At 62.7% G+C, this 22451-nt stretch carries 25 protein-coding genes; 21 read left to right on the top strand and 4 right to left on the bottom strand.

The genetic code is table 11. The features are described from left to right. Positions 1–56 precede the first annotated feature (56 nt). The 8 genes from DBV08_RS16885 (at position 57) to DBV08_RS16915 (ending at position 5133) form a co-directional block, all read left to right on the top strand. Positions 57–1619 (top strand): bifunctional uroporphyrinogen-III C-methyltransferase/uroporphyrinogen-III synthase, encoded by a 1563-nt coding sequence (locus DBV08_RS16885; protein WP_003941969.1) that lies wholly within the window; start codon positions 57–59, stop codon positions 1617–1619. Positions 1620–1694: 75 nt separating this feature from the next. After that, positions 1695–2669, top strand: coding sequence for a porphobilinogen synthase (gene hemB / locus DBV08_RS16890; protein ID WP_050656225.1), 975 nt, complete (start codon positions 1695–1697; stop codon positions 2667–2669). Positions 2670–2718: 49 nt separating this feature from the next. Further along, on the top strand, positions 2719–3381 hold the full coding sequence (locus DBV08_RS16895) for a hypothetical protein (protein WP_095970375.1): 663 nt from the start codon (positions 2719–2721) through the stop codon (positions 3379–3381). 57 nt (positions 3382–3438) lie between these two features. Further along, positions 3439–3594, top strand: coding sequence for a hypothetical protein (locus DBV08_RS32315; RefSeq protein WP_003941930.1), 156 nt, complete (start codon positions 3439–3441; stop codon positions 3592–3594). A gap of 15 nt (positions 3595–3609) precedes the next feature. Beyond that, complete coding sequence (locus DBV08_RS16900; RefSeq protein WP_019744370.1) at positions 3610–4047, top strand: hypothetical protein; 438 nt, start codon at positions 3610–3612, stop codon at positions 4045–4047. After that, complete coding sequence (locus tag DBV08_RS16905) at positions 4040–4555, top strand: hypothetical protein (RefSeq protein ID WP_124568190.1); 516 nt, start codon at positions 4040–4042, stop codon at positions 4553–4555. Before DBV08_RS16900 ends, DBV08_RS16905 begins: the two co-directional genes overlap by 8 nt. Continuing rightward, on the top strand, positions 4548–4820 hold the full coding sequence (locus DBV08_RS16910) for a hypothetical protein (protein ID WP_124568191.1): 273 nt from the start codon (positions 4548–4550) through the stop codon (positions 4818–4820). Before DBV08_RS16905 ends, DBV08_RS16910 begins: the two co-directional genes overlap by 8 nt. Before the next feature lie 31 nt (positions 4821–4851). Beyond that, complete coding sequence (locus tag DBV08_RS16915) at positions 4852–5133, top strand: metal-sensitive transcriptional regulator (RefSeq protein WP_003942012.1); 282 nt, start codon at positions 4852–4854, stop codon at positions 5131–5133. Positions 5134–5145: 12 nt separating this feature from the next. Here the strand turns inward: DBV08_RS16915 and DBV08_RS16920 are convergent, their stop codons facing one another. After that, positions 5146–5757: a TetR/AcrR family transcriptional regulator gene (locus DBV08_RS16920; RefSeq protein WP_124568192.1), complete on the bottom strand. Its 612-nt coding sequence runs from the start codon at positions 5755–5757 to the stop codon at positions 5146–5148. Positions 5758–6010: 253 nt separating this feature from the next. Here DBV08_RS16920 and DBV08_RS16925 point away from each other — a divergent pair, with 253 nt between their 5' ends. The 9 genes from DBV08_RS16925 (at position 6011) to DBV08_RS16965 (ending at position 15607) form a co-directional block, all read left to right on the top strand. Continuing rightward, the gene (locus DBV08_RS16925) at positions 6011–6757 is read left to right on the top strand and encodes a 3'(2'),5'-bisphosphate nucleotidase CysQ (RefSeq protein ID WP_124568193.1); all 747 of its coding nucleotides are present in this window, start codon (positions 6011–6013) and stop codon (positions 6755–6757) included. After that, positions 6754–7659, top strand: coding sequence for a sulfate adenylyltransferase subunit CysD (cysD, locus tag DBV08_RS16930; protein WP_124568194.1), 906 nt, complete (start codon positions 6754–6756; stop codon positions 7657–7659). Before DBV08_RS16925 ends, cysD begins: the two co-directional genes overlap by 4 nt. Next, positions 7659–9569 (top strand): sulfate adenylyltransferase subunit CysN, encoded by a 1911-nt coding sequence (cysN, locus tag DBV08_RS16935; protein ID WP_124568195.1) that lies wholly within the window; start codon positions 7659–7661, stop codon positions 9567–9569. Before cysD ends, cysN begins: the two co-directional genes overlap by 1 nt. A 15-nt stretch (positions 9570–9584) precedes the next feature. Then, positions 9585–9944 carry a nuclear transport factor 2 family protein gene (locus DBV08_RS16940; RefSeq protein WP_124568196.1) on the top strand — a complete coding sequence of 120 codons (360 nt, stop codon included), beginning with the start codon at positions 9585–9587 and terminating at the stop codon, positions 9942–9944. Further along, positions 9938–10729 (top strand): SDR family oxidoreductase, encoded by a 792-nt coding sequence (locus DBV08_RS16945; protein WP_124568197.1) that lies wholly within the window; start codon positions 9938–9940, stop codon positions 10727–10729. Before DBV08_RS16940 ends, DBV08_RS16945 begins: the two co-directional genes overlap by 7 nt. A gap of 23 nt (positions 10730–10752) precedes the next feature. Next, positions 10753–11898 carry a sulfotransferase gene (locus tag DBV08_RS16950; RefSeq protein ID WP_124568198.1) on the top strand — a complete coding sequence of 382 codons (1146 nt, stop codon included), beginning with the start codon at positions 10753–10755 and terminating at the stop codon, positions 11896–11898. 39 nt (positions 11899–11937) lie between these two features. Further along, positions 11938–12999, top strand: a complete 1062-nt coding sequence (locus tag DBV08_RS16955) for a DUF1214 domain-containing protein (RefSeq protein WP_124568199.1) — start codon at positions 11938–11940, stop codon at positions 12997–12999. Positions 13000–13022: 23 nt separating this feature from the next. Next, on the top strand, positions 13023–14663 hold the full coding sequence (locus DBV08_RS16960) for an ABC transporter substrate-binding protein (RefSeq protein WP_124568267.1): 1641 nt from the start codon (positions 13023–13025) through the stop codon (positions 14661–14663). A gap of 68 nt (positions 14664–14731) precedes the next feature. Continuing rightward, entirely contained in the window at positions 14732–15607 is an 876-nt protein-coding gene (locus DBV08_RS16965) for a TIGR03619 family F420-dependent LLM class oxidoreductase (RefSeq protein ID WP_124568200.1), read from the top strand. Here DBV08_RS16965 and DBV08_RS16970 read toward each other — a convergent pair. Further along, complete coding sequence (locus tag DBV08_RS16970; RefSeq protein ID WP_050656212.1) at positions 15598–16158, bottom strand: TetR family transcriptional regulator; 561 nt, start codon at positions 16156–16158, stop codon at positions 15598–15600. The genes DBV08_RS16965 and DBV08_RS16970 overlap by 10 nt on opposite strands. Before the next feature lie 131 nt (positions 16159–16289). Between DBV08_RS16970 and DBV08_RS16975 the strand changes: the two genes are divergently transcribed. After that, the gene (locus tag DBV08_RS16975) at positions 16290–17306 is read left to right on the top strand and encodes an ABC transporter permease (RefSeq protein WP_124568201.1); all 1017 of its coding nucleotides are present in this window, start codon (positions 16290–16292) and stop codon (positions 17304–17306) included. 40 nt (positions 17307–17346) lie between these two features. Here DBV08_RS16975 and DBV08_RS16980 read toward each other — a convergent pair whose 3' ends face one another. Together DBV08_RS16980 and DBV08_RS16985 are read right to left on the bottom strand one after the other, a co-directional pair. Beyond that, complete coding sequence (locus DBV08_RS16980) at positions 17347–19278, bottom strand: acyl-CoA dehydrogenase (protein ID WP_124568202.1); 1932 nt, start codon at positions 19276–19278, stop codon at positions 17347–17349. Positions 19279–19338: 60 nt separating this feature from the next. Next, a complete protein-coding gene (locus DBV08_RS16985) occupies positions 19339–19686 on the bottom strand; it encodes a hypothetical protein (protein ID WP_124568203.1) in 348 nt (115 codons plus the stop codon). Between the two features lie 110 nt (positions 19687–19796). On the opposite strand from DBV08_RS16985, the gene hemL reads away from it, so the two are divergent. The 3 genes from hemL to DBV08_RS17000 all read left to right on the top strand — a co-directional run bounded on the left by hemL (position 19797) and on the right by DBV08_RS17000 (position 22451). Then, positions 19797–21122, top strand: coding sequence for a glutamate-1-semialdehyde 2,1-aminomutase (gene hemL, locus DBV08_RS16990; protein WP_095970365.1), 1326 nt, complete (start codon positions 19797–19799; stop codon positions 21120–21122). A 67-nt stretch (positions 21123–21189) separates the two neighbouring features. Then, on the top strand, positions 21190–21849 hold the full coding sequence (locus tag DBV08_RS16995) for a histidine phosphatase family protein (RefSeq protein ID WP_003941868.1): 660 nt from the start codon (positions 21190–21192) through the stop codon (positions 21847–21849). Beyond that, the gene (locus DBV08_RS17000; RefSeq protein WP_124568204.1) at positions 21846–22451 is read left to right on the top strand and encodes a TlpA disulfide reductase family protein; all 606 of its coding nucleotides are present in this window, start codon (positions 21846–21848) and stop codon (positions 22449–22451) included. Before DBV08_RS16995 ends, DBV08_RS17000 begins: the two co-directional genes overlap by 4 nt.

Below are 22451 nucleotides of genomic sequence, written 5' to 3' on the forward strand. Positions count from 1 at the left end.
CCACTTTGCACTTGCACCAAGTTCCCATTTCGATACAGCGCACTGGAGAATCACCGATGACCCGAGTCCGAAAGAACACTCCCGGACGGATCCTGTTCGTGGGATCGGGACCGGGCGACCCCGCCCTGCTCACCGTTCGCGCACGTGACGTCCTCACCGGCGCCGCAATGGCATTCACCGATCCGGACGTCGACAAGGGCGTCGTCGCGCTCGTCGGCATCGACATGGGCCGCGACGAGGAGACCGGCGAGCTGATCGCGGACGTGCGTCCGGCACTCGGTGAACCTGCCGAGGTTGCAAAGACATTGGTTCACGAGGCCAAGAACGGCCACGACGTCGTGCGTCTGGTCTCCGGCGACCCGCTGACCACGGATTCCGTGATCGCGGAGGTCACCGCAGTCGCCCGCACGCAGGTTCAGTTCGAGGTTCTCCCGGGTCTGCCTTCCGGTTCGGCTGTGCCGAGTTACGCAGGCATGGCGCTCGGCTCGGGTCACACCGAGGCCGACGTTCGCGGTGAAGTCGACTGGGCTGCTCTGGCCGCTGCACCGGGACCGCTTGTCCTGCATGCAACGTCAGGACATCTCGCCGAGACCGCCAGCGCGCTGGTCGAGAACGGCTTGGCTCCGCAGACGCCCGCTGCCATCACCGTCCGCGGCACCACTCGTCAGCAGCGAACCGTCGAGGCAACTCTCGCCACTCTCAACGAAGCCGGATCCGAACTGGTGGGCTCGCTCATCGTCACGGTCGGCAAGGTTGTCGCGCAGCGCAACAAGATGTCGTGGTGGGAATCGCGCGCACTGTACGGCTGGACCGTCCTCGTGCCGCGCACCAAGGATCAGGCCGGCGAGATGAGCGACCGGCTGGTCACCCACGGAGCCATCCCGATCGAGGTTCCGACCATCGCCGTCGAGCCGCCCCGCAGCCCGGCTCAGATGGAGCGTTCGGTCAAGGGTCTCGTCGACGGTCGCTACCAGTGGGTCGTCTTCACTTCCACCAATGCCGTTCGCGCAGTATGGGAGAAGTTCGAGGAGTTCGGTCTCGACGCTCGCGCCTTCTCCGGTGTGAAGATCGCCTGCATCGGCGAAGCAACCGCTGCCAAGGTTCGCTCTTTCGGTATCAACCCCGAGCTGATCCCGACCGGTGAGCAGTCCAGCGAAGGCCTGTTGGCCGAATTCGCTCCGTACGACGACGTTTTCGATCCGGTCAACCGGGTTCTGTTGCCGCGCGCGGACATTGCAACCGAAACCCTCGCCGAGGGCCTACGTGAACGTGGTTGGGAGATCGACGACGTCACCGCCTACCGCACCGTCCGGGCAGCGCCGCCGCCGGCCGAGACCCGCGAGATGATCAAGACCGGTGGATTCGACGCCGTCTGCTTCACCTCGTCCTCGACCGTGCGCAACCTCGTCGGCATCGCCGGCAAGCCGCACGCCCGCACGTTGGTCGCGTGCATCGGCCCGAAGACGGCCGAAACCGCTATCGAGTTCGGTCTGCGCGTCGACGTGCAGCCCGAGACCTCGCAGGTGGGACCGCTGGTGGAGGCTCTCGCCGAGCACGCAGCTCGCTTGCGTGCCGAAGGCGCTTTGCCGCCCCCGCGCAAGAAGTCTCGAAGGCGCTAGCGCACCCGTGAGTGGTTGAGGAGTCTGTGGACTCCTCAACCACTCACAGATCCCGACGAAGGAGGGCTACTTCTCGTGTTTCCCACTCATCGCCCTCGCCGGCTCCGGCGCACCCCAGCGCTCCGGCGACTCGTGGCTGAGACCTCGCTCGAACCCCGGCACCTCGTTTTGCCGATGTTCGTTGCAGACGGCATCGACGCGCCGCGTGAGATCAGTTCCATGCCAGGCGTTTTCCAGCACACCCTCGATTCGCTGCGGTCCGCCGCGGTGGAAGCGGTGGAAGCCGGAGTCGGTGGCCTGATGCTCTTCGGTGTACCGAAGGCGGAGGACAAGGACCCGCAGGGGTCCGGCGCCTCCGATCCCGACGGCATCCTCAACGTCGGATTGCGTGCTCTGGCAGACGAACTCGGCGATTCGACGGTCATCATGGCCGATACCTGCCTCGACGAGTTCACCGATCACGGCCACTGCGGCGTGTTGACTGCAGGCGGCACCGTCGACAACGACGCAACCTTGATCCGATACGTCGAAATGGCTCTCGCGCAAGCTGAATCGGGTGCGCATCTGCTCGGTCCCAGTGGCATGATGGACGGTCAGGTGGCCGCGATCCGCGGCGCACTCGATGCATCCGGGTATGTGGAGGTCGGCCAGCTCGCCTATGCCGCAAAGTACGCGTCGGCGTTCTACGGGCCGTTCCGTGAAGCCGTCGGATCCTCACTGCAAGGCGACCGTCGTACTTATCAGCAGGACGGGGCCAATCGCCGCGAGTCGATGCGCGAGGTAGACCTCGACATCGCCGAGGGCGCCGACATGGTGATGGTCAAGCCGGCAATGTCCTACCTCGACATTCTGCGTGAGACCGCCGACCGGTCTCCGGTTCCGGTCGCTGCGTACCAGATCTCGGGGGAGTACTCGATGATCACCGCCGCCGCGCAGAACGGGTGGATCGATCGGGATGCGGCGATTCTCGAATCGCTCACCAGCATTCGCCGCGCCGGTGCCGACGTGGTCCTCACGTACTGGGCGTCGGAAGTTGCCGGATGGCTGTGACGGAGTCACGCATGGTGGCTGCGCCGGCGTCGACCGATACGCTGGTGTCATGACCGAGCAGTGGCCGCCGTCGCGCCAGGAACCGCCCCGCCGGGAACCTCCCTACGACAACCAGCCGTTCGAGAATCAGCCCTACCGCGAACTCGGACCGATGCCGACGGGTCAGATCCCGGGATACGGCCCCGGTTACAACGGATACCCGGGGCCCCAGCCGAAGCTCGAGCCGCCGACGGACGTCGTGACTGCGATTCAGCTGTGGTGGGCTGTGACGGCTCTGGGGTTGGTCCAGGGCGGCGCGATGATCTGGATGCTGCTCGGGCAGAAGTCGATGTTCGTCGACGAGATGCTCAGAAACCAAGCAGCTGTCGACGCCGGCCTGACGCGTTCCGACGTGGAGGGCATGTTCCCACTGGTCATCGTGTTCTCTGCGGTTCTGGTCGTGATCGTCACCGCGGTGTTCCTCCTGTTCGTGCGCGCGATGAGTCGCGGCAAGAACTGGGCTCGAATGTTGCTGACGTTCTGTGGCGTCTTCATGCTGGTCTCCGCGATCCCGGTGATCTTCGGGCTCGGCGGCGACGGCGGTGCGGCCACTCTGCTGTTCGGCGGAGCGGAAATCCTGCAGGCAGTTGCGGCTGTCGGGGCGATCGTGATGATGCACCGGAAAGAGTCCAATCCGTACTTTCTTCGTTTCCCCCCGGCGGGGAACCGGTAGGTAGCTCGGGGTACTGTGAAACGGGTCACTGAAGTAGTAGGGGAGAGGTCGGACGCGATGAGTTCTCAGGAAGCCCTGCGTACGGAAAGCACCCACGACGCGCCACTGCGCCAACGTGGTTCACGCACCGAAGTGATCTTGTTCGCGATCCTCGGAGCCTCTGTTCTGGTGACACTCCTGATGCTCATGATTCCGGGCATCGTCAGCGGATAGCGCACACTTGAACCCGTGAGTATCTCTACGAAGGTCCGGCGCCCGACGGCCGTCGAGGCAGCATTCTGGCTGTGGATCGCCAGCGCGTTCCTACTCATACTCTTCGGCCTGATCAATGTCACCAGCGCCTCGTATTCGCTGCGTGAGCAATTCACCGATCAAGGCGTTTCGGCCGGAAACATCGACATCTACGTCACCTTCGTGCGGGTGTCCGGACTGGTTCTGCTGTTGACCGGCCTCGCGATCGGCGGCCTCGCCGGTCCCACTCGCGCCGGCAAACCTCTGTGCCGACGGATCCTGGTGATCGTGTCCGGGGTGTTCGCGGTGCTGCAGATCGCGCTGGTCGTCGCGGGGATCAGTACCGTGCTCGCGCTTGTCGTTCCCGTCATGCTGATCTGTGCCTGCGTCGCGATCTACCGCGACACCACCCGAAGTTGGTTCGCCCGTGGTTGACCGTGCTCCCGAAAGCGGCCCGGACGTTCTGTACTACGAACCGGGTTCTCGGTGGTGGGCCATCGCGTTCGGTCCGATCTTTTGCCTGATCGCCCTGGTCATCGAACTGTTCACCGGCCCGGTGGTGCACTGGTTCGGTCTGGCGATGTTCGCCGTGATCCTCACCGGATTGGTGTACGTGCAGGTGATTGCCGCGCGCCGGCATGCGAGCGTGCTTCTGACCGCGACCACGTTGCGTCAGGGAACCGAAGAGGTACCGATCACCGAGATCGCCGAGGTGTTCCCGGAGTCCGACGACGCCGCCTACGAGGACGAAATGGAGCCGTGGGAAACGGCTCGCGCGCTCGGTGAGCTGTCCGGAGTGCCCCGGCGACGGCACGGGATCGGCTTGCGTCTGACCACCGGGGGACTGGTGCGAGCGTGGGCGAAGGACGATCGGGCACTTCGCGAGGCGTTGAGCCAGGTTGTCACGGTTGGTGTAGAACCGGACGGGTCTGCCGATGAGTGAGCCGCAGTCGTCTCCATTCGTCGATGTGAAGACGTGGATCGGTGTCCTCGGGATCGTCGCCGCCACGATTCTGGCGGTCGTGTGCTGGCGAGCGGGTACCACGACGTCCGACTTCGGGCCGATACTCGAGGGCGCTCCGCCGTTCGAGAGCACACACTACGACGGGCTCTGGATCTCGGGTGCCGGGCTGTCGATTCTGGTGGCGGGGCTGATGGCCATCGATGTCGTGCGCCGCGTCCGGGTGGGCTTCGTCGCATCCCGGTAGCCCTCATACGGGTAGGGGGTATAGTTGCGGTATGAGTAGTTACAGCCCCGAGCAGGACGATCTGCTCAAGCGCCTTCGTCGTATCGAAGGTCAGGTAGCCGGAATCTCGCGCATGGTCGCAGACGACCGTTACTGCATCGACGTGCTCACCCAGGTGTCCGCCGCGACGAGCGCGTTGCAGTCCGTATCCCTGAAGCTTCTCGACGCCCACCTTGCTGGTTGCGTCGTCGAAGCTGCCAAGCAGGGTGGTCCGGAAGCGGACGTCAAGATCAAGGAAGCTCAGGCGGCCATCGCTCGTCTCGTTCGTTCGTAAGGTGCCGGTCCGTCACTGCGTGATGGACCGCGCGAGCGCCCGGGCGGAGAAGTTCACGAAATGCTCGGGTGTGATCTCTTTGGCGACGTTGATGACGATGGTGTCCGACAGGCCTTTGAGCCCGGAGAGCACCACATGGACAAGCGCGGGGTCGTCGATCAACCGGTTTCCTTCGGCTGCAGCAGATTCCGTGAGCGCTCGAATCAACGCCGAGTTGAAGACCGCTACGGATGCGTGAAGTTCCCGCATGCTCTCTCGGTCGGAGCCGGCCATGCCTTCGATGTCGCGCCAGGTGGTGGTGAGTCGGCCCACCCGTGCCCAGTGCCGAGCAAACTCGGAGATCACGGACTCGAGTAATGCGCTCAGCCCCTGCTCGCGGGGGAGCGAGTTCACGAAATCGGCCATTTCCAGCTGACTCTCGCTGAGGAGGGCGGCGAAGATGTCCTGCTTGTCGACGAAGTACTGGTAGATCAGTCCGGTGCTGGTGCCGGCTCGTTTGGCGACCGCGCGGATGGTGAGCGCGGAGTAGCCGCCCTCGTCCAGAAGCGAAATCGCCGCGTCGAGCGTTCGGCGTCGACGCACTTCGGCGTCGCCGTAGATCGACTTGCTGCTGGTACTGCTCATTTGATCACCGTAGTCGTGGTGGTCGGCATCCTCAATTCACATCGAACACCGTTCGTTGTGAACGCCACCCAGAATGAAATGTGATACAGATCATAGAATGAACATTGTTCGAAATAGAATGAACATCGTTCATTCTGGTGTTACGGTATGGCGCAGACCACATCGAGACCAGTGCATCGCGCTGGACACTCTGCGGTCGGCCTGACCTTTCTTCCCGTATCGATCGGGAGGTCTACACAGTTGTGGAGTACCTATGACACGCACTAACGATGAACGCGCGGCGATCGACATCGCCACCGCGGCTGGAGAACTTCTGCTCGAACACCGCAAATCCCTCGGCGAAAACGACGGTGATGCCGCGACTTTCAAGAACGCGGCCGATCGACTCAGTCATGAATTCATCGTCGCCGAACTTGCCCGACGCTTCCCTGCGGATGCAGTGCTGTCGGAGGAAGGTGTTGACGACCTCGCGAGGCTGGCTGCGGATCGGGTGTGGATCGTCGACCCTCTCGACGGCACCCGTGAGTACGGCGAGGCCGGCCGATCGGACTGGGCCGTGCATGTTGCACTGACCGAAAACGGCGTCCTCACAACAGGTGCGGTCGCAATGCCTGCCCTCGGCGTCACCTATTGCAGCGGTGATGATCGAACCGGGCGGGATTCCGCGACGCCGGTTCGTGTTGTCGTATCGCGGACGCGGCGTCCGGAACCGGTCATGCGCATGGCCGACTCCATGGGCGCGGAGTTGATCGAAATGGGATCCGCCGGAGCCAAAGCAATGGCGGTCGTCTCGGGTGACGCAGACATCTATGCGCATGCGGGCGGACAGTACGAGTGGGATTCGGCGGCGCCCGTTGCCGTCGCACGTGCTGCAGGACTGCATGTTTCACGTATCGACGGCAGTGAGCTTTGCTACAACCAGGAAAAACCGTGGTTGCCGGATCTCCTCATCTGCTTGCCCGAACTCGCCCCGAAAGCACTGGAGGAACTGGGCCGATGACCGCGACACTGACGCACCTCGAACGACTCGAAGCCGAGAGTATTCACATCATGCGTGAAGCTGCCTCGCAGAGTGAGAACCCGGTGATGCTGTACTCGGTGGGCAAAGATTCCGCGGTGATGCTGCATCTGGCGCGCAAGGCCTTCTATCCGTCGAAGCTGCCGTTTCCGCTGTTGCACGTCGACACCACGTGGAAGTTTCGCGAGATGTACAAACTTCGTGACAGTACCGCTGCTGCAGGCGATCTCGATCTCATCGTCCACACCAATCCGGACTGCGTGAAGCAGGGGATCAACCCGTTCACTCACGGCAGCGCTGTCCATACCGACATGTGGAAAACAGAAGGTCTCAAACAAGCCCTCGATCACTACAAATTCGACGCGGCGTTCGGTGGTGCCCGGCGCGACGAAGAAAAATCCCGTGCCAAGGAACGGATCTTCTCGATCCGATCGGCTGCGCACCGCTGGGATCCCAAGCAGCAGCGACCAGAGTTGTGGCGGATGTACAACGTCCGCAAAGCGCCGGGCGAAAGCCTGCGCGTCTTCCCGCTCTCGAACTGGACCGAGCTGGATGTGTGGGAATACATACGCCAGGAAGAGATTCCGATCGTTCCGCTGTATTTTGCCGACAAGCGGCCCGTCGTCGAGCGGGACGGTGCGCTGATCATGGTCGACGACGACCGGATGCCGTTGCTGCCGGGCGAGACTCCGGAACTCAAGAGCGTTCGTTTCCGCACCCTCGGCTGTTACCCGCTGACCGGTGCCGTCGAATCGGCCGCAACGAGTCTGACCGAGATCATCTCGGAAATGTTGCTCACCACCACTTCCGAACGCCAGGGACGGGTCATCGACCACGACTCGAGTGCGTCGATGGAAAAGAAGAAGCAAGAGGGGTACTTCTGATGACTGTTTCCTCTGAATTGATCGCTGACGACATCGAGGCGTACCTCGAACGTCATGCGAACAAGAGCATGCTGCGATTCATCACCTGCGGCAGCGTCGACGACGGCAAGAGCACCTTGATCGGCCGTCTGCTCTACGAATCGAAACTCGTCTTCGACGACCAGCTCACGGCGCTCGAAGCCGATTCGCGCAAGAGCGGAACGCAGGGGGAGGGGCTCGATTTCGCTCTCCTGGTCGACGGTCTCGCCGCCGAACGTGAGCAGGGCATCACGATCGACGTCGCCTACCGCTACTTCACGACCGAGCGAAGCAAGTTCGTCGTCGCTGATACTCCGGGGCATGAGCAGTACACCCGGAACATGGTGACGGGCGCATCGACGGCCGATCTTGCTGTGATCCTTGTCGATTCCCGCAAGGGCATACTGACTCAGACCCGTCGGCACTCGTATCTCGTGTCCTTGCTCGGGATCAAGCACGTGGTGCTGGCCGTGAACAAGCTAGACCTCGTCGACTACTCGCAAGAGGTCTTCGATGCCATCACCGCGGATTACGCAGAGTTCGCTCACGAGATCGGTCTCGACGGGTTTGTCGCCATTCCGATGTCGGCATACATGGGTGACAATCTCACCGAGCGCAGCGCGAATACCCCGTGGTACTCCGGACCCAGCCTGATCGAACATCTCGAAAGCGTGGACATCGACGATGCTGCCGCTGCGGCTCCGTTCCGGATGCCGGTGCAGTGGGTCAACCGACCGGACCTCGACTTCCGGGGATTCTCCGGCCAGATCGTCTCCGGCACCGTATCTCCCGGAGATCCCATCCGCGTACTCCCCAGTGGAAAGACGTCCACGGTCGAGCGCATCGTGACCATGGGTGGCGACCTCGACGTTGCCGGCGCGGGCCGCTCGGTCACGATCACGCTCGCCGACGAGATCGACATCAGCCGCGGTGATGTGCTGTCCATCGGCGACAACCCGCCGGCCGTCGCCGATCAGTTCGAGGCCTGCATCGTCTGGATGGGTGAGGCTCCCATGCTGCCTGAGCGGCCGTTCCTGTGCCAGATCGGTACCGTCACCGTCACTGCGCGCATCACGAAACCCAAACACAAGATCAACGTCAACACTCTCGAGAAGACTGCAACGACTACTCTCGCGCTCAACGAAATCGGAGTGTGCAACCTCAGTTTCGATCGGCCCGTCCCGTTCGACCCGTACGTCGGCAACCGTGACACCGGTAGCTTCATCCTCATCGACCGCCTGACCAACAGCACTGTCGGTGCGGGCATGATCACGCACTCGCTGCGTCGATCGGACAACATTCACTGGCAATCCGTCGACGTCGACGAGGCCGCGCACACCAGGCTCAAGGGTCACCAACCTGCAGTTCTGTGGTTCACGGGCCTCTCCGGTTCGGGAAAGTCGACCATCGCCAACGATGTCGAGCGTCAACTGCACGCACTCGGCGCGCACACCTACCTCCTCGACGGAGACAACGTCCGTCACGGGCTGAATCGAGACCTCGGATTCACCGAAGCCGACCGCGTCGAGAACATCCGCCGCGTCACGGAAGTCACCCGCCTGATGGCGGATGCCGGCCTGATCGTGCTCGCGTCCTTCATTTCACCGTTCGAGGCCGAGCGTCATGCCGCCCGTGAATTGATCGGCGACCAACAGTTCGTCGAAATCTTCGTCGACACCGCTCTTGCCGTCGCAGAGGAGCGAGATCCCAAGGGGCTGTACAAGAAAGCTCGACGTGGGGAATTGGTGAACTTCACCGGCATCGATTCGCCGTACGAACCACCTCAGCACCCCGATATCCACATCGACACCAGTGTCACGACGACCGAGGACGCTGCGATCGCGATCATCGACTATCTCCGCGCCCGCGGAACCATTTCTCGATCCGTCTGAACTCGAGGAGCATCCATGCCTGACAGGGCTGAAATAGTTTCTGCTGTAGAAGATTACGTCAATTGTCTCGCAAGTCACGACGTCGACGGCCTGGTCGCGCTGTTTGCGCCCGACGCAGTTCAACATGAGCCGCTGGGTGTCACGACTTACCGCGGGATCGACGAGATTCGCGCATTCGACACGGCGTGCGCCCAGGTCGACTTCACCGTCAGCCTGCTCGGGCCGATTTCGGTGACGGGAAAGTTCGCAGCCATGCAGCTTCGGGTTCAGCGGGTCGGGATGCCCGACTTCGCCGCCACCGACCTGTTCGAGTTCGACGATGACTGCAAGATCGTTTCTCTCAGTGTTGTTCTCGATCCGCAGGCACAGTGCTGACCCATCCGGGCCTGTTGGCAGGCAAGGTTGTCGTCGTCTCGGGAGTGGGCCCGGCGCTGGGTCGTTCGATTGCGCTGCAGAGTGCGGCGTCCGGAGCGAAAGTTGTTCTGGCTGCCCGCACACCCGAGCGCTTGGAATCAGTGGCAAGGGAGATCCGAGACCGCGGCGGAATTGCGTTTGCCGTACCGACGAACCTCACCGACGTCGATTCGATCGCTTCGTTGGCGGAGACAACTGTCGCTGAGTTCGGTGCGGTGCATTGCCTGGTGAACAATGCGTTTGTTCAACCCGCGCAGGTGCCACTCCTGGACGCCGACGTGGCGTCCATCCAGTCGGGCATCGACATCAACTTGCTCGCGGCGTTGAACTTGACCAGGGAATTTGCTCCGGCATTGATCGAGTCGCACGGGTCTGTCGTGATGGTCACGTCCATGGTGCTGCGCAACCAACTTCCCGGTTTCGGGGCCTACCGCATCATGAAATCCGGGCTCCTGGCAATGGCACGCAGTTTGTCGATCGATCTCGGCCCCAAAGGCGTTCGAGTCAATTCGGTTGCTCCCGGCTATATCTGGGCGGACTCGGTGAAGAACATGTTCGAGAAGAAGGCAGCGGCAGCAGGAGTCGACCCCAAGGCCATTTACGACGAAATCGCGGCGGGCACCGATCTACGCCGGCTACCGGAGCCGGACGACATTGCCAATGCTGTGGTCTTCCTCCTGTCCGATTCGGCCAGGGCCATCGCGGGGCAATGTCTCGACGTCAACTGCGGTCACACCCACCACTGAACCCACCCCACAAGGAATTACAGATGACACAGGATTACGACGGCATCGGTTCCGTCGACGACTTGCACCAGGTCGCGCGTGAGGAGACCGGGTACGAAAACTTCGGCAGCGACAGCTATCTCGAAGGGCTTCGAGTTCTCCTCGAGTCGTTCCAGAACGAGGCCGACCTCACTCCGCACGGCAAGGTGATCGCTCGCAAGATGATCATCGGCGCGCTCGCGGGTCGCCTGACCAGTGAGGCCGGATTTGCGAAATATCCAGAGCACATGGACGTTCCGATCGAGCGCCCGATCTTCGTGGTTGGGTTGACCCGCACCGGCAGCACCGCGCTGCACCGCTTGCTCGGTGCCGACCCAGCGCATCAGGGCGCCGAGATGTGGCTCGCCGAGACGCCGCAGCCGCGCCCCGAGCGCGACAAGTGGTCGGAGAACGCAGACTACGTTCGCTCCGACACTTTCTATCGTGCGCGCCAGCGCAACGAGGCGGACCTGATGAAGGTGCATTTCATGGGGGCGGAGGAAGTCGAGGAATGTTGGCGTCTGCTGCAGCAGACGATGCTCTCGACCGCGTTCGAGACCGTGGCGTACGTACCGAGCTACACCCGGTGGCTGGCGAAGCAGGACTGGACCGAAACATATGCGCGGCACAAGAAGAACCTGCAGTTGATCGGGCTGCACGACCAGGACCGACGGTGGGTGCTCAAAAGCCCGAGTCATGTCTTCGCGATCGACGAGATCATGTCGGTTTATCCGGATGCGCTGTTCGTCCGGACCTTCCGGGACCCGTTGACGTCGATGGCGTCCACCTTCAGCCTTGCCGAGCAGGGCGGACACGACATGTCGAAAGCCTTCGACCGTCCGGCCATCGGGCGCACGCAACTGGACCTGTGGGCAAGAGGGAACGCGAACTTCAACAGTGCCCGTAGCCGCTACAACCCGGATCAGTTCATCGACGTCGACTACAAGGACTTCATCTCCGACGCGGTCGGCACAGTCGAGAAGATCTACGCACAATTCGATCTGCCCTTCACAGACGACGCCCGCGCCGCGGTGGAGGCGTCGCATCAGGCGAGCCTGGCCGAGCACCGTCGTCCGTCTCACCGCTATTCGCTCGAGGAGTTCGGCGTGAGCGCTGCCGACGTCGAAGCGAAGTTCGCCACCACACCCTGATCGACCCAGACCTAGCCCCACTACAACAAGGAGATTTACATGAACGCTGTTTGGGAAAAGTTTTGCGCAGATCTGCTCGAGGTCGGAAAGGTCCTGGAAGACGAGATCGTCCCTCAGGATCCGCTGACTCGAGCCGAGGGCGTTCGCTACCTGAGCCGGTTGCTTCGGTACGGCACGATCAACTGTGTCGAGTACACCGATCCACGGTGGCCGCAGTTCTCGTCCGCTCCGAACCCGAACATGATGACGAAGATCGGTGCCGACAACCCGGACAACGTCTACATGCGTGCCAACATCTCCGGTAAGTACAACTACCGGATCATCGGCACCCGAGGCACCGTCCCGCTGATCACCTTCGGCTCGCGTGTCAATCGGTACCACATCGACGGCACCATGCTGCAGACCGGCGATCTGCACATCCACGACCTCGAGGTCGACGAGAACGGCCGTTTCGAGTTCATCGCGAGTGTGGACAAGCCCGCCGAGGGTGCCTGGCTGCCTTTGGCGCCCGAAAGTAACCTCATCTCCGTTCGGCAAACCCACAAGGATCGGCGCAACGAGGTCGTCGGTGATCTGACCATCGAATGCCTGAACCCGGACGGGGAGTTCGTCCCGCTGACTCCGGAAGAGATCGGCGAGCGCCTCACCAAGTCCGTCGGGATCGTGAAAGGGATGGCGGAGACCTTCCTGGAGTGGTCGCGCAAATTCCAGCCCCGCGCCAACGAGATCTTCGACTGGGGACAGGACTACTTCCAGGACGCCGGCGGTGATCCGACGATCTTCTACTTCCACGGTTACTGGAAGCTCGCCGAGGACGAGGCGTGGGTCATCGAGACCGAGGTCCCGAACTGCGAGTACTTCAACTTCGTGCTGCAGAACTTCTGGGTCGAGTCTCTCGACTACAACCGCACGAACATCTACATCAACAATCACACCGCGAAGCTCAACGACGACGGCACCATGACGATCGTCGTGGCGGCGAAGGATCCCGGCTACGGCAACTGGATCGACACCGATTCGCACTCCGAGGGGACATGGGCGCTGCGCTGGATCAAGGCGGACTCGCATCCGATCCCGACGTCGACGGTAGTCAAGATCTGATCAGCGGACGAGATTGGGAACGTATGTACACCGGAAAGATTCGGTTCGTACCTCGCTTTGTCGCGCTCGGGCTTGCCGGTGCATTGTGGTTGACCGGGTGTGCCTCCAGTAGTGGGGGCACCGCGGGATCGGATTCACCGAGCAGTAGTGGCGCAGCGGGTTTCGTGGGAGCTCGGGATACTGGGGAACGGGTCGACGGAGGTGTTCTCACCTTCGGGTCCTATTCGTTCCCTTCCTCGTTGGACCCCGCCAGAACGCAAGCCGCCGGTTCGACCGGCGGAACCGAAATGGCCGCAATTTACGACACGCTGGTACGCAGCGATTCCACAAGCGGGGGCTTCGTACCGCAACTCGCGAAGACTCTGTCGAACAACAGCGACTTCACCTCGTACACCGTCACTTTGGCTGATGGTCTCACCTTCAGTGACGGGAGCCCGCTCGACGCGGAAGCGGTGAAGTGGAGTATCGATCGATTCGTGGCAGGTAAGGGCGATGTATCGCAGACCTGGCTCAACATCGTGGATCGGATCGAGACGCCCGACGCCACCACTGTCGAATTCATCCTCGAGCGGCCCTGGAGTCAATTCCCGGCGCTGTTGTCGCTCGGCCCCGGAATGATCGTTGCGCGAAGTTCAGGCGGAGAGGCAGGGTCTGTTTCAGGAACCGGGGACGGAGCGTTCACGCCGATCGGGGCGGGCCCGTTCACCTTGGCCAAGTTCGCGCCGCACGAAGAACTGGTACTCGCCGCACGTACGGATTATCAGGGCGGTAAACCTTCACTGGACACACTGCGGTTCGTTCCTACTTCGGGCGCACAGTCTCAGTACGAATCGCTGAAGAGCGGTCAGATCGACATGACGTACATTCTGCGAGACGAGGCCGTCATCAAACAAGCTCTCGACGACGGATACTCGGGTTACCTCAGTCCGACCGGACAGAACGGGATCGGCACGATCAACAATCGCGAGGGCAAGCCCGGGGCCGATGTGCGTATTCGTCAGGCGATCGCCTCCGGGGTGGATCCGGCGGCAGTCGATACCCGTGCGAACAACGGATTGGGCACCGCCAGTTCCGAACTGGTCCCGCGGACATCACGTTGGTACAACAACACAGCAGGCATTCCGTTCGACCCGGCGAAGGCAAAAGCGCTGCTCGATCAAGCGAAGTCCGACGGGTACGACGGGAAACTCCGTTATCTCACCACCTCGGAGCCGAGCCAACAAGCGACGGCACTGACGGTTCAGGCGTCGCTGAACGCGATCGGTTTCGACGTCACCATCGACTACGCCACCGATGTGACCGATCTGGTTCGACGGGTATACAGGGACCACGATTTCGACATGACCAGAGGTGGCGCTCCGGTCGGAGAAGAAGCGCCGTACCTCAATGTGTACAACAGTATGGCCAGTGATTCGAAGAACAACCCGTCCGGCTTCGCGGACCCGGAGATGGACGCGCTGATCACGGCTGTGCAGACTGCATCGACGGACGATGCTGTCCGTGAGGCGATCAGCAGGGTGCAGGAGTACGCCAATGTGACTGTGCCTTACGTGATCTGGGGTCCCGCATCGGTGTTGACTGCATGGGACGGCAACATTCACGGCGTCGTACGCACTATCACCGACATCATGTTCTTCGGCGATGCTTGGATGTCGCCGGCGTGAGTTCCTGCAGATGGAAGGGTTTTCGACGTGCGATTGACGAAATGGTGTAGCGGCGAAATGGTGGAACGATGAAGTGGTCCTTGGCGGGCGCGATGATCGACGCCCTGGAGTTGTGCGAGTTGGCGCAGGTCGCAGAAGAGGTGGGTTTCGACGGAATCGCGATGCCGGATTCCGTGTTCTATCCGGAGCGGGTGTCGGCGCCGTATCCGTACACCGCTGACGGGAAGCGGATGTGGTCGCCCGAGACACCGATGGCCGATCCCTTCATTGCCATGGCCGCAATGGCGGCCGTCACGTCGCGAATTCGGTTTTACACCAACGTGTTCAAACTCCCACTGCGTGATCCGCTGTTGACGGCCAAGCAGGTATCGACCATGGCGGTGATGTCGCGGAACCGCGTCGCTCTCGGCGTCGGTTTGTCCTGGATTCCCGAGGAATTCACTTTCACCGGTACCGAGATGCGAACCCGCGGTGCGCGTACCGACGAAGCCATCGAGATCATCAAGGCCGTGTGTGCGGGACGTGGACCCGAATGGGTCGAATTCCATGGCAAGCACTACGATTTCGACGCGCTGATGATCAGTCCTGCTCCGGAGATTCCTGTTCCGATCTACATCGGTGGGCACAGTGAACCGGGATTGCGGCGCGCAGCCAGGTTGGCTGACGGTTGGATGTCGGTGAACACGACCAAGGCCGAATTGGCCTCCGCCATCGATCGTCTCACGGAATTGCGGGACGAGTACGGTCGTGCCGATGCCCCCTTCGGCGTCAACGTCTCGCCGACGGATGTTCGCGATCTGGACGGATATCGGGAACTCGAGGCTCTCGGAGTCACGGAAATCAGAGTGTTGCCGTGGTATCGCTACGGAGTTGATGGCGGTGATCGTCAGGCACGACTCGACTCGATTCGACGGTTTGCCGACGAGGTCATCGCTCAGTACTGATCGATCAGCGTCTGCATCGCCCGGCCGTAGAGTTTTGCCAACTCGTCGCGATCTGCGGACTGGGGGATGCTCTCGTCGCTGAGGACGCTCAACAGGCCGGACACCTGGGCGGAGACCAGGAGTGCTCGGGTGTACGCGTCTTCGCCGTCGAGGCGAGCGGCGAGATTGGTGGCAAACGTACCGGTCATCTCGCGCAGCCGCTCCCGGATCCGTGGACTGTCCGACGCCCGCATGAGCGCTGTGTACACCGACAGCATCCGGGCGTCGGCCTTGCCCAGGACGAATGCTGCGATCCGCTCACCGAGGGTGTCGAGTGGGCCGTCGAACTGGCCTTCGAAGTAGTCCGCAACCGGCGTGGTTTCCAGGAACAGCGCTTCCTTTGACCCGAAATGCCGGATCACCAGGGCCGGATCGATTCCGGCAACTTTGGCGATGGCGCGAACCGACGTGCCACCGAATCCGTGCTCACCGAATAGTTGGAATGCTGCAGCGCGAATCGCCTCGGACGTCGAGGGCTGTTCCTGCTCTGGCGTGTGCTTCGTGGGTGTCACGACATCGACCTCTGTGTTCGCGTGCCGACTTCGTTGTCAACGGCGTTGACTATAGCGTGTCAACGGTGTTGACTGTTGAGTCTGTCAACGGTGTTGACAGCTAGATGCGGTGAGTGAAGAGAGCGTGGAATATGACAGATGCCGACGTCCGGGTTCCCAGCGAAGAGGTTGTCGATCCGCCGACCAATTGGAAGATGGTGGGCAGTGGACTCGCATTTCCGTTGTTCTTCGTCATCATGTTCTGCCTGTGTTACGTCAGCGCGTTCCACTCACCGACGCCGAATCAGGCCCCGATCGTGGTGGTCGGTCCGTCGTCCGTCACGGCCCCGCTGATCGACGGAATCCAGGCGTCGTCGGGTGACAAGTTCGACATCGTTGCCACCGCCAACGCCGCCGACGCTCTCTCTCGGATCGACAACCGCGACGCGATCGGCGCCATCGAGATCGGTGACACCGTGACCGCACGTATCGCCACCGGCGCGGGCGCCTCGACGGTTTCCGTGGTGAGCAGCTTGGCGCATTCCGTCGCGGAGCAGACGGGGCAGCAGGTCACGGTGATCGACTCGGCGCCCGTCACGGCGCGCGACTCCTCGACCGTCGGGCTCTTCTACTTCTTGATCGTCTGCACCCTCGGTGGCTACCTGACCATCACGGTGCTCAGTCAGGTTGCGCCGAGAATGCGGCTGCGAGAGCAGTATTCGATCCTGGCCGGTGCGGCGGTACTCACCCCGCTCATCGCCTTCGGAATCACCAGCATCTTCATGCACGCCTTCGGGGCGTCGGTCGGTCAGATCGTGCAACTGCTGGGGATCTCGATGCTCTACACGTTCACCGTCGGTGCGGTGAGCATCCTGCTCAATCGACTGCTCGGGCAGGCCGCGATCTTCGCGGTGCTGACGGTGCTCGTCTTCATCAACTTCCCGAGTTCGGGCGGTGCCATCCCGGTGTCGTTCCTGCCCGGATTCTGGCAGCACATCCATTCGTTCTGGCTCGGATCAGCGGCCATGGAGCCCATCCGCTCCGTCATCTACTTCGGTGGGAACGGCGCCGGACCGCACCTGCTCGTTCTGGGGATCTGGCTGGTCGCGGCACTCGGCCTGACCGGACTGCTCGCCTCTCGGCAGTCGAAGAAGGCAGCAGCGCACTGAGCGTGGTGGGGCCGGCGATTGCCGACCCCACCCGAACTGTTTACTTCAGCCGTACCGCGTCGGTGCCCGGCCCGTCCAGCATCGCCGACCCCAGCAGGATCTCCGGAATGCCGAAGCCGTCGATCAGCGTCTCGACGTGCGGACGCAGGGTGCGGCACCGCTCGTTGATTCCGCGCGTCACGGCCTTCGAACGCTCCACCGACAGGTGCCGGTGCTCCATGAACCAGGCCTTGTCCTCCTCGATGACGGACAGTGCGTAGAGATCGCACACCTCGCCGAAGAGTTCCTTTGCGGTCTCGTCCTCACACGAGTCGATGCCCGCGACGAATGCTTCCAAAATGACGCGCTCGATGTGCGCCTGAGCGGCTTTGAGCACGTGGTCCTGCACGAAGTTGAACGCGTCGAACGGGTTTTCCTCGCGCTTCTGTGCTGCCTGCAATCGCCTTGCCGCAGTGGAGAGTAGGTACTCTTCGCGATCTTCGAACATCTTCATCTGGGTGCCGCGGTTGAAGAGGCTGCCGTCCTCTTCGTTGTCCTGGCGGGTGTCGACGATCGTCTGCAGGATCTGCTGCGCTGCCGTGCGCTTCTTGACCACGTCGGAGACCGTCGTAGCGGCGAAGCGCATCCAGTCGACCGGGCTCATGCCGCGAACTTCGTCGGCGTAGGAGGTGAGTAGTTCCTTGGCAACCAACTGAGTCAGAACGTGGTTGTCACCCTCGAACGTGGTGAAGACGTCGGTGTCAGCCTTGAGCGCGGTGAGGCGGTTCTCGGCGAGATAGCCTGCGCCACCGCAGGCTTCGCGTGCCTCCTGGATGGCCCGAGTGGCGTGCCACGTGTTGGCGGCCTTGAGTCCGGCGGCGCGACCCTCAAGTTCGCGCTGCTCCTGCGGATCCGGGTCGTCGCTGCTCTGGATGTCGTGCATCGCGGCAACAAGCTCGTTCTGTGCGAACTGCAGAGCATACGAGCGGGCGATCAACGGCAGCAGACGCTTCTGGTGGACGAGGTAGTCCATGATCAGGACCTCGTCGTCGCTCTTCGGGGCACTGAACTGTCTGCGCTGCAGGGCATATCGACCGGCAATGGCCAATCCGACGCGGGCGGCCGCTGCCGCCGAACCACCGACGGTCACACGTCCGCGAACCAACGTGCCGACCATCGTGAAGAAACGACGGTTCGGGTTCTCGATCGCCGAACTGTACGTGCCGTCCTCGGCGACGTCGGCGTAACGGTTGAGCAGATTCTCACGCGGGATGCGGACCTGGTCGAAGACGATGCGGCCGTTGTCGACTCCGGGCAGCCCGCCCTTGAGCCCGCAGTCGGACGTCGTGACACCGGGGAGGTCGTTGCCGGCGTCGTCACGAATCGGCACGACAAAGCAGTGGACGCCCTGACTTTCGCCACCGGTGATCAGCTGTGCGAACACTGCCGCGACGGTCGCGTGCTGGGCAGCGCCGCCGATGTAGTCCTTGCGAGAGGACGGAGTGGGGGAGTTGACGACGAACTCACCCGTCTCGACGTCGTAGGTTGCCGTGGTTTCGAGTTCCTGGACGTCGCTGCCGTGACCGGTCTCGGTCATCGCAAAGCAACCGAGCAGGTCCAGATCGATCAGCGGCTTGACGTATGCCTGGTGGTGACGCTCGGTGCCGAGGTTTTCGATGGCGCCGCCGAACAGACCCCACTGGACACCGGCCTTGACCATCAGTGAGAGGTCGGACATCGCGAGCATCTCGATGCTGGTGACGGCGCCACCCGCGTCGCCCGTTCCGCCGTGAGAGACCGCGAAACCGTTTGCGGCGTAGCCGAGATCGGCGAGGACGCGCATCTGTTCGAGAGCCTTGGAGCGCGCAATGGCGGTGTTGGGTGTGTAGTGCGGAGCAAAACGTTCGTCGTTCAATTCGCCGCGAACGCGCTCACGCACCTCCCGCCAGCGTCCGTCGAGTGTTGTCCTGAGGTGGTCCGCTGTGGTGGCCATGGAACCGACGATAGCGCGTAGCGCACCGCGGGCAACCCGGTTCGATCCCAACCCTCACATTCAGCAGGAGCCCGCGGCACCCGCTTCGATTCCTTTGCGGAAGAGTTCCTTCTCGCTCTTGGACATAGCCTGGTACGAAGGGTCGTTCTCGACGATCTTCAGGAAGTCGGCGCCCGCTGTCTGCGTCGACGTCTCGCCGCTCTGAACACGCTGCTGAACGTAGACGGACACCGCTGAACACCCTCCGAGAAACGCCGGGTCGGTGCTCGTTGCCGCGGTGGTTCGAGCCGAGTCGGTGGCGCTCGGCGGCGACGACGTTGTCGCCTTTTCGTCGTTCGAAGCGTCCGAGCCACACGATGTGAGAAGAATCGCAGCCGAGACCATCAGCGTCGTCAACAGTCGCTTCATGCCGGAAATCGTCTCACGCGGGGCCCGGTTCGACCGGAAAACTCGCCTCGAGCACCGAAGTCCTACACCCTGTCGTTGTCAGATTCGACAGAACTGGGACACTGGAAGCCGTGACTGTGTCTTCCGGTGATCCCGACGTGCATGCAACGAACTCCGCTCGGCTCTTCGAACGTGCCGGCAACGTGATTCCGGGTGGCGTCAACTCGCCCGTCCGCGCGTTCGGTTCGGTCGGCGGAACACCGCGGTTCATCCGCGAGGCGTCCGGTTACACCCTCACCGACGTCGACGGAAACGATTACGTCGACCTGGTGTCGTCCTGGGGTCCGATGATTCTCGGGCACGCTCACCCGGCAGTCGTCGAAGCAGTTCGCGAAGCAGCCCTCGGTGGTCTCTCCTTCGGTGCGCCGACCGAAGGCGAAGTTGCCCTCGCCGAGGAAATCGTCGCCCGCGTCGCGCCCGTGGAAAAGGTTCGCCTGGTCAACTCCGGAACCGAAGCCACGATGAGCGCAGTCCGCCTCGCCCGCGGATTCACCGGACGCACCAAGATCATCAAGTTCTCCGGTTGCTACCACGGCCATGTCGACGCCCTTCTCGCCGATGCCGGATCGGGCCTCGCGACGTTCGGGCTGCCGACCTCTCCCGGTGTGACCGGCGCTCAAGCCGAAGACACCATCGTCGTCCGCTACAACGATCTCGATGCAGTGGCCGCGGCGTTCGCCGCCAATCCGGGCGCCATCGCGTGCGTCATCACCGAAGCTGCCGCCGGAAACATGGGCGCCGTCGCGCCGCTTCCCGGTTTCAACGAGGGTCTGCGTCGTCTCACCCGTGAGCACGGCGCGCTCCTGATCATGGACGAGGTGATGACGGGATTCCGCGTCAGCGCCTCGGGTTGGTACGGCATCGACAACGTCGCCGGCGACCTCTACACCTTCGGCAAGGTCATGAGCGGCGGACTGCCCGCCGCAGCATTCGGCGGCCGCGCCGACATCATGGGCCACCTCGCGCCAGACGGTCCCGTCTACCAGGCCGGCACCCTTTCGGGTAACCCCGTAGCTGTCGCCGCCGGACTCGCAAGTCTGCGCGCCGCCGACGCCGAGGTGTACGCCAAGCTCGGTCGGAACGCGACCGCCCTCGGCGACCTCATGACCCAAGCACTCACCGCCGAAGGCGTCGAGCACCGAGTGCAGTACGCAGGCACCTTGGTGAGCGTGTTCTTCACCGAGAACACAGTGACCAACTACGACGAAGCCAAAGCCGCGCAGACCTGGCGATTCCCCGCCTTCTTCCATGCGCTGCTCTCCCGCGGCGTGTACCCGCCGCCGAGCGCGTTCGAAGCGTGGTTCGTCTCCGCAGCACTCGACGATCGAGCATTCTCGATCATCGCCGACGCCATGCCCCACGCTGCCAAGGCCGCAGCCGCTGCCGTCAAGTCCTGACACGTTCAAGCTCGAGCAACAACCGCACGCTTCCGACATCCATCTTCTTCAGCGAGGACCCTCGACTGTGACCGACGCCGATCACCCCGACCACACGTCCACCCGCACCATCGTCCACGTCCTTCGCCACGGCGAAGTTCACAACCCGCGCGGGATCCTCTACGGACGGCTCCCGGGCTTCCGGTTGTCGGTGGCGGGCGAAGCCCAGGCGCGTGCGGTCGCGTCAGTGCTCGCCGATCACGACATCACCCACGTGGTCGCGTCGCCGCTGCAGCGAGCACAGGAAACTGCAACGCCGATCGCCGAGGCACACAAGCTCGACATCGTCACGGACGAAAACCTCATCGAGGCAGGCAACGAGTTCGAAGGTCTCAAGGTTGCCGTCGGGGACGGTGCGCTCTCACGTCCGCGTCACTGGTGGAAACTGCGTGACCCGTTCACCCCGTCCTGGGGCGAGCCCTACCTGCAGATCGCGCATCGCATGCTCGCAGCCGTCAACGCCGCACGCGTCGCGGCAGTCGGACACGAAGCCGTCGTCGTCAGCCATCAGCTTCCGGTCTGGACCCTGCGCCGATTCTTGCAGGGCGAGCGACTCTGGCACGACCCTCGTCATCGTCAGTGCGGCCTGGCCTCGTTGACTTCACTGGTCTACGAGGGCGACACCCTGGTTGACATCGTCTACTCCGAACCCGCCGGCGCCTCCGACCCGAGAGTGACAGGAGCATGATTTCGCGCCGCATCGCCGCAGCACTCGCAGTCGCTGCGTCCGCGATGCTTCTTCTCTCGTCCTGCGCGACCGGCGACGACGCCGTCGCACAGGGCGGAACTTTCGACTTCGTATCACCGGGCGGACAAACCAAGATCTTTTACGATCCGCCGTCCGACCGAGGCACCATCGGCAAGCTCTCCGGGCCAGACCTGATGAACGAAGGCCAGAAGGTCGGCGTCGACGACTTCGAGGGCAAAGTCGTCGTCCTCAACGTCTGGGGTCAGTGGTGCGGACCGTGTCGGGCCGAAGCCGACGACCTGGAACAGGTCTACGAGCAGACCAAGGATTCGGGCGTGCAGTTCCTCGGCATCAACGTCCGCGACGACACCAAGAACAAGGCGCAGGACTTCGTGGTCGACAACAAGGTCTCGTACCCGTCGATCTACGACCCGTCGATGCGTTCGCTGATCGCCCTCGGTAAGGGCTACCCCACGTCGGTCATTCCGACGACGATCGTCCTGGACCGCCAACACCGCGTCGCCGCGGTGTTCCTCCAAGAACTACTCGCCGAGGATTTGCTGCCCGTCGTCCAGCGAATAGCTCAGGAAGACGCGCAGTAG

Origin of the sequence: Rhodococcus sp. KBW08, from assembly GCF_003852455.1 — a bacterium.
Taxonomy (GTDB): domain Bacteria; phylum Actinomycetota; class Actinomycetes; order Mycobacteriales; family Mycobacteriaceae; genus Rhodococcus_F; species Rhodococcus_F baikonurensis.

What these genes read in the sequence shown, in the direction of transcription:
- DBV08_RS16965 (WP_124568200.1), top strand. Translation starts at nt 14,732, where the DNA reads ATGAAGTGGTCCTTGGCGGGCGCGATGATCGACGCCCTGGAGTTGTGC.
- DBV08_RS17000 (WP_124568204.1), top strand. Translation starts at nt 21,846, where the DNA reads ATGATTTCGCGCCGCATCGCCGCAGCACTCGCAGTCGCTGCGTCCGCG.
- cysD (WP_124568194.1), top strand. Translation starts at nt 6,754, where the DNA reads ATGACCGCGACACTGACGCACCTCGAACGACTCGAAGCCGAGAGTATT.
- DBV08_RS16910 (WP_124568191.1), top strand. Translation starts at nt 4,548, where the DNA reads ATGAGTGAGCCGCAGTCGTCTCCATTCGTCGATGTGAAGACGTGGATC.
- DBV08_RS16920 (WP_124568192.1), bottom strand. Translation starts at nt 5,757, where the DNA reads ATGAGCAGTACCAGCAGCAAGTCGATCTACGGCGACGCCGAAGTGCGT.
- DBV08_RS16895 (WP_095970375.1), top strand. Translation starts at nt 2,719, where the DNA reads ATGACCGAGCAGTGGCCGCCGTCGCGCCAGGAACCGCCCCGCCGGGAA.
- DBV08_RS32315 (WP_003941930.1), top strand. Translation starts at nt 3,439, where the DNA reads ATGAGTTCTCAGGAAGCCCTGCGTACGGAAAGCACCCACGACGCGCCA.
- cysN (WP_124568195.1), top strand. Translation starts at nt 7,659, where the DNA reads ATGACTGTTTCCTCTGAATTGATCGCTGACGACATCGAGGCGTACCTC.
- DBV08_RS16950 (WP_124568198.1), top strand. Translation starts at nt 10,753, where the DNA reads ATGACACAGGATTACGACGGCATCGGTTCCGTCGACGACTTGCACCAG.
- DBV08_RS16915 (WP_003942012.1), top strand. Translation starts at nt 4,852, where the DNA reads ATGAGTAGTTACAGCCCCGAGCAGGACGATCTGCTCAAGCGCCTTCGT.
- DBV08_RS16885 (WP_003941969.1), top strand. Translation starts at nt 57, where the DNA reads ATGACCCGAGTCCGAAAGAACACTCCCGGACGGATCCTGTTCGTGGGA.
- DBV08_RS16985 (WP_124568203.1), bottom strand. Translation starts at nt 19,686, where the DNA reads ATGAAGCGACTGTTGACGACGCTGATGGTCTCGGCTGCGATTCTTCTC.
- DBV08_RS16975 (WP_124568201.1), top strand. Translation starts at nt 16,290, where the DNA reads ATGACAGATGCCGACGTCCGGGTTCCCAGCGAAGAGGTTGTCGATCCG.
- DBV08_RS16925 (WP_124568193.1), top strand. Translation starts at nt 6,011, where the DNA reads ATGACACGCACTAACGATGAACGCGCGGCGATCGACATCGCCACCGCG.
- DBV08_RS16940 (WP_124568196.1), top strand. Translation starts at nt 9,585, where the DNA reads ATGCCTGACAGGGCTGAAATAGTTTCTGCTGTAGAAGATTACGTCAAT.
- DBV08_RS16980 (WP_124568202.1), bottom strand. Translation starts at nt 19,278, where the DNA reads ATGGCCACCACAGCGGACCACCTCAGGACAACACTCGACGGACGCTGG.
- DBV08_RS16955 (WP_124568199.1), top strand. Translation starts at nt 11,938, where the DNA reads ATGAACGCTGTTTGGGAAAAGTTTTGCGCAGATCTGCTCGAGGTCGGA.
- DBV08_RS16960 (WP_124568267.1), top strand. Translation starts at nt 13,023, where the DNA reads ATGTACACCGGAAAGATTCGGTTCGTACCTCGCTTTGTCGCGCTCGGG.